The organism is Paenibacillus doosanensis, from assembly GCF_025060755.1.
GTDB lineage: Bacteria > Bacillota > Bacilli > Paenibacillales > NBRC-103111 > Paenibacillus_S > Paenibacillus_S doosanensis.
The window spans coordinates 21,553-34,689 of the sequence record NZ_JANYUY010000049.1; the positions used below are offsets into that span (position 1 = coordinate 21,553).

A 13,137-nucleotide genomic window follows, 5' to 3' on the forward strand; every position below is an offset into this window, starting at 1 on the left:
GGATTGGAGGGGAAACTATGGGAAGCTTTCATCGCAGTCGTCGCTGGGTCGTTCTGGTCTGGTTTGTCGTAGGCCTGGTACTGTTCCCGTTAACTCCGCCCATCTCGCAGAACGTTACCTTCGAACAAAATGTGCTGAGTCCGTTCAACGAAACTCCAGCCTTTATGCGGGTTGCGCCCGAATCGTTCAAAATTACCGTTCCCGCTCTCCCTCCCCCGATCCCTTGGCACGAACAAGAACATCGTCCCGATCCGTGTTATCTGCTTTTGCTGGTGATTTATATCATTTTCTTACATTCCAAAATACCCAAAATTCTTAAGAAGGTCGTGCTTGCTCCGTTGAAATACACCTCGGATTACGTGGCATTTGCTTATTCGTTCCCGACAGCAAGATAGGAAGAATAAGCGTAAGAAGAGGGGATTTTCAATGACTAATATTCCGGTTTCGAATGAACAAACGACAGCTCAGCATCAAAAAGTAACCCGCACCAAATTTATGCAGCGCATCTTTTTTATGTTCTTCGGCGCGGCGTTCTTCTCGTTAGGTCTGGAAGTATTTCTGGTTCCGAACCATATTATCGACGGCGGCATTGTAGGTATTTCGATTATTTTATCGCACTTGTCCAACATTCCGTTAGGGATCTTCCTGGTGCTGCTCAATCTGCCGTTTCTGATGATCGGCTACAAGCAAATCGGAAAAACGTTCGCCTTATCGACGCTGTTCTCGGTTCTGATCATGTCTCTGGGCAGCTCGCTGCTCCATTCGATCAAGCCGTTCACGCTGGACCCGCTGCTCGCGGCCGTATTCGGAGGCATCATTCTGGGGATCGGCGTCGGCCTCGTCATTCGTTCGGGCGGCTCGCTCGACGGGACGGAGATTGTCGCCATTCTGTTCAGCAAAAAGACGCCGTTCTCGGTCGGCGAAATCGTGATGTTTTTCAACCTGTTTATTCTTAGCAGCGCCGGCTTCGTCTTCGGCTGGGACCATGCGATGTACTCGCTGATTGCCTATTACATCGCTTTTAAAATGATCGATATTACGATTGAAGGTTTGGATCAATCCAAATCGGTATGGATCATCAGTGATCACTCGGAAACGATCGGGCAGGCGATCACGTTCCGGCTAGGCCGCGGCGTCACCTATTTGAACGGGGAAGGCGCCTTTAGCGGAGATAACAAAAAAGTTATCTTTAGCGTCATTACGCGCCTGGAGGAAGCGAAGCTGAAATCGATCGTCGACGAGCACGATCCGAACGCCTTCCTGGCGATCGGCAACATTCACGATGTGAAGGGCGGCCGCTTCAAGAAAAAAGACATCCACTAAAGCGCAGGACAGCTCCGGGTTCATTCCCGGGGCTGTTTTTTTGGGGCGTTGCACTGACTGCGCCGCGGCGTATGAACAACGCAAAAAAAGGAACGGAATCGCCGCGTGAAGCGGACGACCGTCCCTTTCCAGTTCGGATTTTCCATCCTTTGCCGATCATTATACACCGGAATATGGAAAAGTAAAGCGCTATCGGCCAGCTTTATTTTCCAAGCTGCCTGCGTACCGTGACCGTTTCTCCGCCGATTCCCCAATTATCGGTATCGACCTCGTCGATGACGACGACCGTCGTTTGCGGATTTTTCCCCATCACATCCGCCAGCAGCTGTGTGACTCCGCGGATTAGCTCCGCTTTTTTCTCCGGCGTTACGTGTTCCTTCGTAATCTTAATGTTGACGTAAGGCATTGTCGCGATCTCTCCTTTGTTTATCGTATCGCAATCCGGTTAAGAGCAGGCAGCCTCCCGCCAGGACGACGGCCGCCGCTCCGAGAAGCGCTCCGTTGTAATCGCCGGTCAGCGAAAACAACGCGCCGGCTCCTGCAGGCCCGAGCATTTGACCGGTGCCGTATACGGCGGTTAATATGCCGATGACCCGGCTGCTGCGGTTCGGGCTCATCTGCCTCCCCAGCGTCGCGGCCAGCGTAGTGATGCCCATGAAGGTAGCCCCGAATAACAAGGCGCTGATCACGAAGCCGCCCGGAGCGCTCCACCAGGCCGGAAGCGCGATGCCCGCCGCCTGCAGCAGCATCGACCACAGCAGCGTCCTCACGAAGCCGAGCTTCTTGGCCAGCGAGGACCACAGGATGCAGGAAGGCGCGGCCGCGGCGCCGACCAGCACCCATACCCAGATCGAATGTCCGGCAAATCCGGGGATTTGGTCCGCAATGGCGACGATGAACGTGCCCGTCACGATGTAGCCGAGCCCTTCCAGGCCGTACGAGGCGATCAGCCATGGCAGCCAGCGAGCGGGCGGCGCGGCGGCGGAATCCGATGCGGTTCTGCCCGCGCCGCTTGCGGACTCTCCCTCCTGAACCCACATCCAAGCGAACACGGCGCCGACCGCGCTGAACAAGCCGAGCCCGATCCATGCGCCTTGCCAGCTTCCCAAGCGGGCAAACAGCGGAGTGAGCAAACCGCTGGCCAGAATGCCAGCGCCGACACCGCCGTAAAACAGGCCGGACCAAGCCGTCTTTCCTTTGGCTGCCAGCACATCCAGCACCATAGCGGAAGCAAGCACGAAGACGAAGGCGCTCACGATCCCGGATGCGAAGCGCAGCGCAAACCATACAGAGGGCAAATGAGTCAGCCCCATCGCTGCCGTCGTCAGCACGCTTGCCGTCAGGCCGATTCTATAATAGAGCGCCCGTCTGCCGTGCCACGGAATCACTCCAGCCAGCAGCGCTCCGAGCATATAGCCCGCATAGTTGCTGGAAGCCAAATAGCCTGCGAAGGCGTCGGAGAAATGAAGCTCCTGCTGCATCAGCGGCAAAATCGGCGTGTAAGCGAAGCGGCCGACTCCCATCGCGATTGCCAATGCCCATATCCCGCCCGCCACTTGCCGCCGCGGCTGTCCTGTCATGATCATCATCCCCCCGATTACACCGGCGAGGCCGTCGGCCCGCCATTCTCCCTATAATCATATACGATGCTTTGTCATCTGGTATAATACATAATAAAGATTCCACCCATCACTAAAACAGATGACAGATTAACTTAAATCGTTATTCATTGTTAAGGAGGCGGCCTCTATGGACCTGCATGCTTTGAAAATATTTCAAACCGTCACACAAACCGGCAGCATCACCCGCGCGGCGCAGGAGCTGAACTATGCCCAATCGAATGTGACGACCAAAATTCAACAGCTGGAGCAGCATTTTCAGACGGCTTTGTTTTACCGTCATAACCGCGGCATCACGCTCACGGCCAAAGGACGGACGCTGCTTGACTATACCGAGCGGATTTTCCAGCTGATCGAGGAATCCTCCAAGGCGATGCGCGACGAAGATACGCCGTCAGGCCCGCTCCGCATAGGCTCGATGGAGACGACCGCCGCCGTCAGGCTGCCGGATGCGCTCGCCCAATACCATCATCGGTATCCCGGCGTCGATTTAACCCTAGTGACCGGCCCTACCGAGCAGCACCTGCACTCCGTGCTCCACTACGAGCTGGACGGCGCCTTCGTCGCCGGTCCGGTGGATCACCCCGAGCTAGCGCAGGAAACGGTGCTCCAGGAGGAGCTCGCGCTCATCACCGACGCCGCTCATCCGCCGATCGGCTCGGTGAAGGAGCTTCGCAATCGCACGCTGCTCGTCTTTCGCTCCGGCTGCTCCTATCGGGCCAAGCTGCAGCAATGGCTCCACCACGAAGGAGTGTATCCGGACAAAATGATGGAGTTCGGCTCGCTCGAAGCGATCCTCGGCTGCGTGCGGGCAGGTCTCGGCATCAGCCTGCTTCCCTTATCCGTTGTGGAACGACAGGTCGCGGACGGAACGCTTCGGGTTCATCCGGCCAGCTATCCGTTCGCCCGGGTCGATACCGTGTTCATCCGCAGAAAGGATGCGCTGATGACCGCGGCGCTGCTCCGCTTCATCGAGTTGTTTCGTTAACCCGTGTCCGGTGCCAGCCGCTCGCTCTCGAAGCAATGAGCCTGACGATAACTCTTACGGACTTAGCTGCCGTTATTAGCACCAATATCGCACTTTTGGATCTCTAAAGGACATGGCTGCAGCTATTTGACGCCAATGTCGCATTTCGGCAGCAGATTCGGGTCAATAGGTGCTGTCATGTCCGTTATGATTTGAAATCGGCGGATTGCACCGTATTTACAGCTGTGACGTCCGTTAGCTTTCCTCAGCGTTGAAGTGAGCGGATATCCCCGCAATCCGCGCATTTCTTAATCTTGCACGGCAAAAAGCCCCTCCCGAGATACGACTTACGGGAAGAGCCTAGTTTGTCCATAGAAAAAAAGATGATGCGAAGCAGCATGAATCCTCGTTTTGCAGCATGCGCTCTACCAGTGCGGTGAAAAAGCCCGCTGCGGCACCCATTCGATCTTCTGCTCGCTCTCATCCCCCGGATTTATCGAATGGTTAGTCCTTGAATGGGTTGAAAACCGGGAACAAAGGCGAACGCTCACGCTTATCTAGATGGCTCTTGCTTGGCGATGGCTGCTTCTTCCCGGACTTCTAAGAGTCTGTTCGACGGAGTTACTTGTGATCTCCCCGTAGTCTCCAGCCGATAGAGCTCCCATAAGTGATCCGCGCCTTATAATTCTTCAGTCATCGTATGATTCTGCGCGGCTTGCAGAATCGTACTCAGCAAATTCGGAAACCGGACCTCCAGATCTTCCGTCCGGAGCGAGACAAAATGCTGCGTTCCCTGAATCCGGACGCGGACGATTCCCGCTTCCCTGAGCGTACGAATATGATGAGACAAGGTCGATTTGGCTATCGGCACTTCAAACGTGCTGCAGGACTGCTCCCCTTGCTTCGCAATGGTATGCACAAGACAGAGCCGGGTCGGGTCGCTTAGCGCGTAGAGGACGGAACCGAGTTGTATTTCCTCCGCGGCGGGATGATATAAAATTTTCAATTACATCGCCCCCTTTTCCGGAAATTTACACTTTACCTGTTGAATTATACCACAACCCGTGCTATATTTCTATTGTTCGATAACAATCGAACTAAATGACAAACTATCCCTCATGCCCTTCGGACACAGCATGCTGAGGAGCGGCATGATGCCACTAAAGGAGGCTTAACCTCATGAACCAACCGTCCGCAATCCATGATCCATCGGCGGAGACCGCCGCCGGCGGCGCCTTCAAAGAGCGGCTGATCATTCCGCTGCTCGGCTTCACCGTCATTCTCGTCGTGATGAACACGATGATGTTCAATCTCGCCCTGCCGCAGATTACCCAAGACTTCGGCTTATCGGCGATTGCGGCTTCGTGGATCGTGACAGGGTATTCGATCGTCTTCGCGATCTCCTCCATCACGTATTCCCGCTTGTCGGATTTCGTGCCGATCCGCAAGCTGTTCATGATCGGGCTCTTGTCGCTGGGCTTCGCTTCGCTGCTTGGCTTCTTCAGCCATCATTTCATCCCGCTGCTAATCGCCAGGCTGATTCAAGCGTCCGGCGCGGCTTCGGTTCCGGCCCTCGGCATCGTCCTGCTAACCCGCTACATTCCGCTGACGCGCCGGGGCAAAGCAATGGCGACGGTCATGTCGGCCAGCTCGCTCGGCCTCGGCCTCGGTCCCGTAATCGGCGGTTCCATCACCCAGTATTTGGGCTGGAACGATCTGTTCCTCGTCACCGCCGCCACGCTGCTGCTTGTGCCCGTGTTTTACCGGCTGCTGCCCAAGGAACGGCCTCAGCGAGGCTCCTTCGACATCGCCGGAGCCGTCCTGATCGGCGTCGGAACGACAGGGATGCTGCTGTTTCTGACCAGCCGCTCCTGGATTATGCTCGCCGCCGGGCTGCTCGCCCTCATCCTGTTCTGGCAGCGGATTAAACGCACGGCCAATCCTTTCGTCCAGCCTGCACTGTTCGGCAACAAATCGTATTTGAACTTAAGCGCGCTCGGCATCATGGCTTATATGAGCAGCTTCGTCACGCTATTCCTGCTTCCGCAAGTGCTGGCGCATCTGTACGCCATGTCTCCGGGGCAATCGGGGCTTGTGCTGTTCCCCGGAGCCGTCCTGTCGATGCTCGCCTCGAACTGGATCGGCAAAATGATCGACCGCTTCGGCAACAGCGCGCTGTTCCGTTACGCTCCATGGCCTCTGGCCGCCGCTGCCGGACTGTTCGCTTTATTCGCAGTGCATTCCGTCTTTGCCATCGTCGCCAGCTACATGCTGCTCAGCATCAGCTTCTCGGCGCTCACGACAAGCGTATCCAACGAAATTTCGCGCATAGTGCTCAAAGAATATATCGGTGCAGGCATGGGATTGTTCCAGTTGCTGCAGTTTTTCAGCGGGGCCTTCAGCGTCGCCGTTACCGGCACATCGCTTACGATGCAGCGGAATCTCCCGCTTCCTCATGCGTACGCCAACATTTTCTGGGGCATGACGATCGTCGGAGCGATTGCCATCCTCTGCTCCTTGCTGTACCGCGCCGAGAAGGGACGCCCGCAAATGAAGATGAAGGTGCCTGCGGACAGCGAATAAACGAACGCCTCTGGACCCAATGAAGCTTGAGCATCTTTATTTCACCGAGCCGACCATGCCCGCGACAAATTGCTTTTGCATCAGGAAAAACACAAACGCCGTCGGCAGCGTCGAAATGACGATGGCCGTCATGATGACGCCGAAATCCGGGGAATAGCTGGAGCCCAGGTTGGAGATCAGCAGCGGGATCGTCCGCTTCTCCGGAGATTGAACTACGATAATTCCGCATATGCCAAAGAACCTCCCGTCCCACAAAAGTGGAACGGAAGGTTCTTAACCGCAGGCGCATCCCGCTTGAGGAGCGGCGCTCCTCTCTCTTCGTGCCCCGCATTTACGCTCCGACCGATTGCTCTTTGAACTCCGCCTTGACCAGACCGTGCTTTTCCCAGGCCCGGCTCTTCCACCGGAAATACATAATGACCGCGCGGGCCCATTCATCCGATGCGATCGCCAGCCAAATGCCGGCAAGGCCCATGTCCAGCTTGAAGACGAACAAATAGCCCAGCGACAAGCTCATCCCGACCATCGTAAACATGCCGACCCACAGCGGGTATTTGGCGTCGCCGGCGGCGCGCAGCGAGTTGATGAGCACGATGTTCATCGTCCGCCCGGTTTCAAGCAGGATACTCAGCAGCAGCACATTGGCGCCGAGCCGGATAATTTCCGGGTCTACCGTGAAAATGCCCATCAGCTGCTTGCGCAGCGTGATAACGACCGCCACCATCAGCAGCGTCGCGGCGCTGGCCCATTTCACGCTTTTCAATACGCGCAGATAAGCTTCATCCTGCCGGTTGCCGCCGACCAGTCTGCCGACAATAATCGCCGTTCCCATGCCGATCGCAATGGCGAACAAGTAGATGAACATCGAGATGTTAGCGGCGTACTGTCTGGCCGCCAGCGCCTCCGCTCCGAGGAACGTCGCATAGAACAGGAAGATCGTCTGGCAAATATGGTACATAACCTGCTCCAGCGCCGACGGAATGCCGATCTTCAATATTTTGCCGATATATTCCTTACTCAGGTTAAAATAATATTTGACCTCGATCCGCACCTCGGTGACGCGGTACAGCAGCCACAAGAAGACGAGCAGCGCAACCGCCCGGCTGCCTACCGAAGAGATCGCCGCCCCTTGAACCCCCAGCTCCGGAAAGCCGAAATGGCCGAAGATCAGCGTATAGTTGCCTGCAATGTGAACGACATTCATCCCTAACGACACGAGCATCGCCGCCTTGGTGAAGCCGTGCACGCGGATGATCGCCGCAAGCGAATTGATGATCGCCTGCAGGAAGATGCCGCCGCCGACAATATACAAATAGCTGCGGGCGAAGGAGAGAATTTCGCCGGACAGATTCAACGTCTCCAGCAGCCTGCCGCTGAACAAGACGAAGCAAGCGCTGATCACAAGTCCGATAAGCAGGTTGAGCGTTACCGCGTGCGCGGAAATTCGGGCCGCTTCAATATATTTGCGCGAGCCGATATATTGCGATACGACGATCGACGCCCCGTTGCCGATCACTTCAAGAATCAAAATCGCGATAAACAAATATTGATTCGCCGCTCCGACGCCCGAGACCGCATTATCCGATATGGCGCTCAGCATGAACGTATCGGCGATGCCCATAAGCATAAACAAAAAAACTTCCAGAAAGATCGGCCAAGTGAGAAAAAACAGATTGAACTGCTCCGGCCGTTTGCCTTGCTCTTGTTGTCCGTGAATGGATTCCATGTTGCCCACCTTTTCGCTAAAAGTACCGTTGCTCCGACTCTAAACTCAGGTATCGTAGCACAGTTCCTTTCCCGTGAAAAGACTCATTTTGCGATTTTACAAAAGTTTCAAATTGAGTGCGCTTACTTTTGCTTAAACGCTTAACCATTGGCCGAATGGCGATTAAATGACGACAAAAAGAGCAGCCCGTACAGGCTGCCCGTCGCTCTATTTATTCACTATGCCAACCGAATCGGCGCTCCTGCTTGAGCCGAGCGAAGCGCGGCGACCGCAATCGCCTGCGTCTTGACCGCATCCTCGTACGGCGAAAGAATACCGGAGGTATCTCCCGTCCGGACCGCATGCAGGAACGCTTCGTGCGCGCGTACGTACGGATTGGTTTGGTTGCGGTATTCGAATACGGTCGATTTGCCCGTATCCTTCAGCGATTCGTTCGTCAGCTCCATCACGCCTTGATCGGTATACAGATGCAATCCGATTCGGCCGCCCCCGGGCAGGATGCACGTATTCGACAGCGTCGCCACCGCGCCGCTCGCCAGCTTGATCGTCACCGTGCCGACATCCGGCGTCGTTACTCCTTCTTCGACGAGGTGCATCACCCGGCTGCCGTAGGCCGCATACACTTCAACCGCTTCGCCCATCGTGTAACGCATCAAATCGACGATATGCGTCGTCTGCTCGATGAATTGTCCTCCGGAGCCGTCCTGCTTGCGCCACCACGGCACGCGCGGCATGCCGCCCATCCAATAGCCGAGCCCCATCCCGATCGTCCGCTCTCCTAACATGGAGAGAGCCCGCTGCGTGGAATCCATATAGCGGAAGTGATACCCGACCGAAGTGACCAGCTTCTTCGCCTGAACGCTTTCGAGCAGCGCGGAAGGCAGGACGAGGTCGATACCGACCGGCTTCTCGACGAAGAACGGAATGCCGCGCTCGATCAGCGCCCGTTCGGCTTCCCCATGAGCCATCGGCGGCACGCAGATATATACCGCGTCCAGCTTCGTCCCGTCCAGCATCGCATGAATGCTGTCATACCCTTGAGCCCCGTTCCATTCGGCGGCCGCCCGCTCCGCCTTATCCAGACTCGTCGCGCAAAAAGCTTGGATGTTAACATCGTCCATTTTGGCCAGCAAATTGCAGTGAAATCTCGTAAAGCCTCCGGTACCGACAAATCCGACATTCAGTGACAACGTTTCATCCCTCCATGAAAGATCTTTTTGGCATCACTTACCGATCGATCGCTAAAACCCCCCGGCCGCCGGGAGCATAATCGAATTGACGGCTCCCTCAAGGCTTGCTGCCGGATTAGTTGAACTCTGCGTACATCCGCGTCCATGCATGCCAACTCTGGCCTGGCGCAAGCAGTTGAAAGCCCGTGAGCGATTCCGGCGCATCCACATTCGGCGCGTTGTTCGCCCAGGTCTGAGGCTCCGGACATACGAAGCCGCTGAGCCCGTCGTCGTTCCATACGGTCCAATGGCCGTATTTCGGATCGACTTCGTAGACGAGGCTGATGTTGCGGCGCGTATCCGTCAAGGCCGCCCCATAGAACGGCTTGCCGCCGCGTTCCATCGGCCCGCCGGTAAAATGATTCGCATACGGAGTTCCCGTCGGCCGTATGCCTTCTCCGCGCAGCGCCCGGTCGCTTTCGCTCAGAGGCAGCAGCTTGCCCGTCGATACGAACAGCGGCGTTACCTCCCACTGCTCCGCTACGGAGATCGCCAGGCGATAATCCTCCTCCCGGCCTTCTTCGTGAAACGGTACCCGCAGCGCAGTATGAAATCCGACGCCGAACGGCATCGGCTCGCCGCTTTGATTCGTAATTCGCACCTGCTGGTGCAGTCCCTTCTCGGACAACGTATAAGCAAGCTCGTATGTAAATTCATGCGGAAAATAGGAAAACATTTCACCGTCTTGGCCCATCTCCATCAAGAAGACGACCTCGGCCGCCCCATTTTCCAAAATGCCGGCAGAATGAATCTGCCAAGGCCGTTTATGCAATATGCCATGCATAAAATGCGCCCCGTCGGAGCTGTTCAGCGGCAGCTCGTAACGGCGGTACGGCGTCGCAAACTTGCCGTCGATAATCCGGTTCGGCGGAAACAGCGGCGGCAGTCCGTAGCGCTGGCTCTTCTGGCGCAGCGTCTCTCCGTTCTCCGGCGTGCGGAGAAAGCTCAGCCCGTCCCCTGGCCGGCTCAGCTCAACCATATTGCTGCCCACGCTGTGCGCGATGACCGCGCGGTAACCTCCCGCATCGATTTGAATGGCGGGCGCGTCGTCGAAATGCACCCTTTGAATGGAAGCCTGGCTCATTGTAAATAGCCCCCTTGAGCAATAGAATGTCGTAAGCATTAGCTAGTCCCTTCCATTATCCAACAAATCGCCGCGGAGCGCAAAAACGTTTTTTGCGCATAGATCTTTCTCCTCTTGAGACGCTTGCTTTCGGCGCGGCGTTCAGTCGCTAAACAGAATCTCTCTGCTCAGCTTCACCTGCTCGATCATGTGTCCGATATTGCCTTCTCCCGCATAGAGCGCCATATCGAAAAAGTCCCGCTCCAAATCAGACCAATATAACTCGTTTTCGTCTCCGGAGACGATGACGTCTCGCTTCAATTTACCGACATACACCTCGACATAGCAATCCTGCAAATAATAGGTAAAATCCATCAGATGACGTAAGCGCACATCCTCCGCGGAAATTCCGGTTTCTTCCCGCAGCTCTCTGTAAGCCGCCTCCGGCCCCGGCTCCCCGGGTTCAATTTTGCCGCCGACCAGATTGCTTAGACCTAGATACGGCTCCTTCAAGCGTTTGCACATAAGCAGCCGGTCCATATCTTTATTGTAGATCATAATGACGTTATACCCTTGCATGACCGGATCTCCTCCTTATATTTACGCGGCATGATCATGCGCGGCAAATCCCTTCGATAAGCTCGTCTACCGTTCCGGTGAATACTCCAACTTCATCCAAATGGTAGAACGTGCTCGTCGTCTCCAGATTCACCGTTTCGCCGTTCGGAGCATATAGATACACCTTTTTGCCCGCTCCCAGCGCAATCCCCATTTCAATATGACTTCCTTTGCCGGCGGGCAGCATAATGATCAAGCAATCCGCATCCATAACGGCTTGCTTTTCTTGTTGACCGATTTCTTTGAACTGCTCTATCGTCGCATCTTTGAAGCCTTGCGTCCAATCGTAAGTCAAGCTCCAGCCTTTTTCCTTCAGCCCTTTGGTAACGGTTCTGACCGCGTCGATATTCCGAAAGCTGGATGCCGCATAAAATTTCATACCTTTCACCGCCAACAATATGTATTTAATAAAGGACAGATTTCTCATCGTACACTCTCTTCGATAATAACCCGTTCGGCTTCGTTTGCGAAGGCTAAACTTATTCGTAATCGCTGATGCCGCCTTCCTTCTGAATTTTGATCGTCTCCTCGATCGCTTTATTCATCGATTCGTTCGTCATTCTGAGCGCTGTCTGGCTGTCTTTGGATTCCGTGGCGATCAGATTCCACACCATGTCCGTATTTTCGTTAATAAACGTCAGGCCCGGCTTGCGCAGAGGCGGCTTCGCGCTGTTCAAGGCAAACAACGATTCGACGTGCTTGCCCCTCCATTCCGGAATGGAGCTTCCGTACGCTTGCTGCACGGCAGGGTCCATCAGCGGAGACATGACCCCTTGCTTGGACATCTCAATCTGCACCTCGGGAGACAGCAAATAAGCGATGACCTGGAACGCCAAATCCTTTTTGTCCGATTGCTTCGTTATAAACATGCCGTTAGTATTAGGCTGGAACTTGGACTTCGGGGCTTCCGGGAACACCGGGACTGAAGAAACGTCGAAATTGATCTTGGGGTTCTCGTTCACAATTCTCGTTACATTTTCCATGGAATCGACGATCATCGCGACGCGTCCTTTGGTGAATTCATTCGTCTTGACCAGCTGATTGCCCGGGATATCGTAGAAGCGCCGAATATTATCGACAATGCTCGTCCATTTGCCCGATACCATGGATGCCTTGTTCTCGCTCGGATCAAGCCCCGGCTCCGATAGCTGATTGAACCGCAAATAATGGGCGGGATTCATTTGGAAGCCTTTGTAAGTGATGTCCCCTTCCTGCCGGGTCAGCTTCTTGGCCATTTCATAGGCTTCGTCCCATGTCATGCCGTCTTGAGGGTAATCGGCGCCGAACTTGTCAAAAATATCTTTATTATAAATAAGCACATATTCGTTCGAGTTGAAGGGGAGGGAGTACAGCTTGCCGTCCGACGTATTAATCGAATGCTGCATGTCCGCCGGATTCAGCTTGCTCGTGTCGAAATTATACTTTTTGATCAGATCGGTCATATCATATTCCATTTTGAACCTTCGTACCTGTCTGTACGTGTTGCGGCGGACTTCGTCAAAGACGATATCCGGTATCGTGCCTGCTGCAATCAGATCCTCGTATCTCCGGCCGGGATTATCCCAGGCTACATGCTTGACTTTAATATCCGGAAATTTCTTTTTTATAAATTGGCCGACCTGCCGCTCGAAATTTTCCTCCTTAACGAAATAGGCGGGCCATGCCGTGAAAATGAATAATTCATTGTCCGGCGGCGCCGCGTCCGCTTGCGAAGGCTTAGCCTCCTGGGCGGCCCCAGGCAGATCCGCGCCCGTCCCGCCATAGCATCCGGCCAAAATAAAAAGCATGGAACCGATCAAACACGATGGTTTTATAATATTTTTCATTAAAAGCACCCATCCTCCCGAAATGAAGTAAAAAGTCGTCTCCGCACTGCCGCGCCTGCCGCTGCCCGAAGAAACAAGATTATCATAATCGTTAGCCGGAGGATTGATAATTCTAATTTTTTAAGAAAGGTGGACTGGTTTAAAGTCAATTGACCCGCCCGGCGGATTCCGAGAAAACCTGCC

13 protein-coding genes and 1 pseudogene are annotated in these 13,137 nt (G+C 54.8%); 4 read left to right on the top strand and 10 right to left on the bottom strand.

The window, feature by feature from the left end:
• Nucleotides 1–17 precede the first annotated feature (17 nt).
• Together N0M98_RS26530 and N0M98_RS26535 are read left to right on the top strand one after the other, a co-directional pair.
• Complete coding sequence (locus N0M98_RS26530) at nt 18–395, top strand: hypothetical protein (protein ID WP_249861406.1); 378 nt, start codon at nt 18–20, stop codon at nt 393–395.
• A 31-nt stretch (nt 396–426) separates the two neighbouring features.
• Complete coding sequence (locus tag N0M98_RS26535) at nt 427–1,323, top strand: YitT family protein (protein WP_375295555.1); 897 nt, start codon at nt 427–429, stop codon at nt 1,321–1,323.
• 202 nt (nt 1,324–1,525) lie between these two features.
• Here N0M98_RS26535 and N0M98_RS26540 read toward each other — a convergent pair whose 3' ends face one another.
• Nucleotides 1,526–1,729, bottom strand: coding sequence for a 2-hydroxymuconate tautomerase family protein (locus N0M98_RS26540; RefSeq protein WP_259619630.1), 204 nt, complete (start codon nt 1,727–1,729; stop codon nt 1,526–1,528).
• A complete protein-coding gene (locus N0M98_RS26545) occupies nt 1,710–2,903 on the bottom strand; it encodes a YbfB/YjiJ family MFS transporter (protein ID WP_259619631.1) in 1,194 nt (397 codons plus the stop codon). The genes N0M98_RS26540 and N0M98_RS26545 overlap by 20 nt, the downstream gene beginning before the upstream one ends.
• A gap of 169 nt (nt 2,904–3,072) precedes the next feature.
• Here N0M98_RS26545 and N0M98_RS26550 point away from each other — a divergent pair, with 169 nt between their 5' ends.
• Nucleotides 3,073–3,930 carry a LysR family transcriptional regulator gene (locus N0M98_RS26550; protein ID WP_259619632.1) on the top strand — a complete coding sequence of 286 codons (858 nt, stop codon included), beginning with the start codon at nt 3,073–3,075 and terminating at the stop codon, nt 3,928–3,930.
• A gap of 658 nt (nt 3,931–4,588) precedes the next feature.
• Here the strand turns inward: N0M98_RS26550 and N0M98_RS26555 are convergent.
• Nucleotides 4,589–4,915: an ArsR/SmtB family transcription factor gene (locus N0M98_RS26555; protein ID WP_259619633.1), complete on the bottom strand. Its 327-nt coding sequence runs from the start codon at nt 4,913–4,915 to the stop codon at nt 4,589–4,591.
• A gap of 173 nt (nt 4,916–5,088) precedes the next feature.
• Between N0M98_RS26555 and N0M98_RS26560 the strand changes: the two genes are divergently transcribed.
• The gene (locus N0M98_RS26560) at nt 5,089–6,492 is read left to right on the top strand and encodes an MFS transporter (RefSeq protein WP_259619634.1); all 1,404 of its coding nucleotides are present in this window, start codon (nt 5,089–5,091) and stop codon (nt 6,490–6,492) included.
• 36 nt (nt 6,493–6,528) lie between these two features.
• Here the strand turns inward: N0M98_RS26560 and N0M98_RS26565 are convergent.
• The 7 genes and pseudogenes from N0M98_RS26565 to N0M98_RS26595 all read right to left on the bottom strand — a co-directional run.
• Nucleotides 6,529–6,714: pseudogene (locus N0M98_RS26565) on the bottom strand (carbohydrate ABC transporter permease); the annotation flags it as partial.
• Nucleotides 6,715–6,823: 109 nt separating this feature from the next.
• Nucleotides 6,824–8,218, bottom strand: a complete 1,395-nt coding sequence (locus tag N0M98_RS26570; RefSeq protein WP_259619635.1) for an MATE family efflux transporter — start codon at nt 8,216–8,218, stop codon at nt 6,824–6,826.
• A 218-nt stretch (nt 8,219–8,436) separates the two neighbouring features.
• Nucleotides 8,437–9,408: a Gfo/Idh/MocA family protein gene (locus N0M98_RS26575; RefSeq protein ID WP_259619636.1), complete on the bottom strand. Its 972-nt coding sequence runs from the start codon at nt 9,406–9,408 to the stop codon at nt 8,437–8,439.
• A 115-nt stretch (nt 9,409–9,523) separates the two neighbouring features.
• Nucleotides 9,524–10,531, bottom strand: a complete 1,008-nt coding sequence (locus N0M98_RS26580; protein ID WP_259619637.1) for an aldose 1-epimerase — start codon at nt 10,529–10,531, stop codon at nt 9,524–9,526.
• A 141-nt stretch (nt 10,532–10,672) separates the two neighbouring features.
• Entirely contained in the window at nt 10,673–11,089 is a 417-nt protein-coding gene (locus tag N0M98_RS26585; protein WP_259619638.1) for an NUDIX hydrolase, read from the bottom strand.
• Between the two features lie 34 nt (nt 11,090–11,123).
• Nucleotides 11,124–11,555 carry a nucleoside 2-deoxyribosyltransferase gene (locus N0M98_RS26590; protein ID WP_259619639.1) on the bottom strand — a complete coding sequence of 144 codons (432 nt, stop codon included), beginning with the start codon at nt 11,553–11,555 and terminating at the stop codon, nt 11,124–11,126.
• Nucleotides 11,556–11,607: 52 nt separating this feature from the next.
• Entirely contained in the window at nt 11,608–12,954 is a 1,347-nt protein-coding gene (locus N0M98_RS26595; protein ID WP_249861396.1) for an ABC transporter substrate-binding protein, read from the bottom strand.
• Nucleotides 12,955–13,137: the final 183 nt, after the last annotated feature.

What these genes read in the sequence shown, in the direction of transcription:
- N0M98_RS26535 (WP_375295555.1), top strand. Translation starts at nt 427, where the DNA reads ATGACTAATATTCCGGTTTCGAATGAACAAACGACAGCTCAGCATCAA.
- N0M98_RS26570 (WP_259619635.1), bottom strand. Translation starts at nt 8,218, where the DNA reads ATGGAATCCATTCACGGACAACAAGAGCAAGGCAAACGGCCGGAGCAG.
- N0M98_RS26545 (WP_259619631.1), bottom strand. Translation starts at nt 2,903, where the DNA reads ATGACAGGACAGCCGCGGCGGCAAGTGGCGGGCGGGATATGGGCATTG.
- N0M98_RS26550 (WP_259619632.1), top strand. Translation starts at nt 3,073, where the DNA reads ATGGACCTGCATGCTTTGAAAATATTTCAAACCGTCACACAAACCGGC.
- N0M98_RS26530 (WP_249861406.1), top strand. Translation starts at nt 18, where the DNA reads ATGGGAAGCTTTCATCGCAGTCGTCGCTGGGTCGTTCTGGTCTGGTTT.
- N0M98_RS26540 (WP_259619630.1), bottom strand. Translation starts at nt 1,729, where the DNA reads ATGCCTTACGTCAACATTAAGATTACGAAGGAACACGTAACGCCGGAG.
- N0M98_RS26580 (WP_259619637.1), bottom strand. Translation starts at nt 10,531, where the DNA reads ATGAGCCAGGCTTCCATTCAAAGGGTGCATTTCGACGACGCGCCCGCC.
- N0M98_RS26560 (WP_259619634.1), top strand. Translation starts at nt 5,089, where the DNA reads ATGAACCAACCGTCCGCAATCCATGATCCATCGGCGGAGACCGCCGCC.
- N0M98_RS26585 (WP_259619638.1), bottom strand. Translation starts at nt 11,089, where the DNA reads ATGCAAGGGTATAACGTCATTATGATCTACAATAAAGATATGGACCGG.
- N0M98_RS26595 (WP_249861396.1), bottom strand. Translation starts at nt 12,954, where the DNA reads ATGAAAAATATTATAAAACCATCGTGTTTGATCGGTTCCATGCTTTTT.
- N0M98_RS26590 (WP_259619639.1), bottom strand. Translation starts at nt 11,555, where the DNA reads ATGAGAAATCTGTCCTTTATTAAATACATATTGTTGGCGGTGAAAGGT.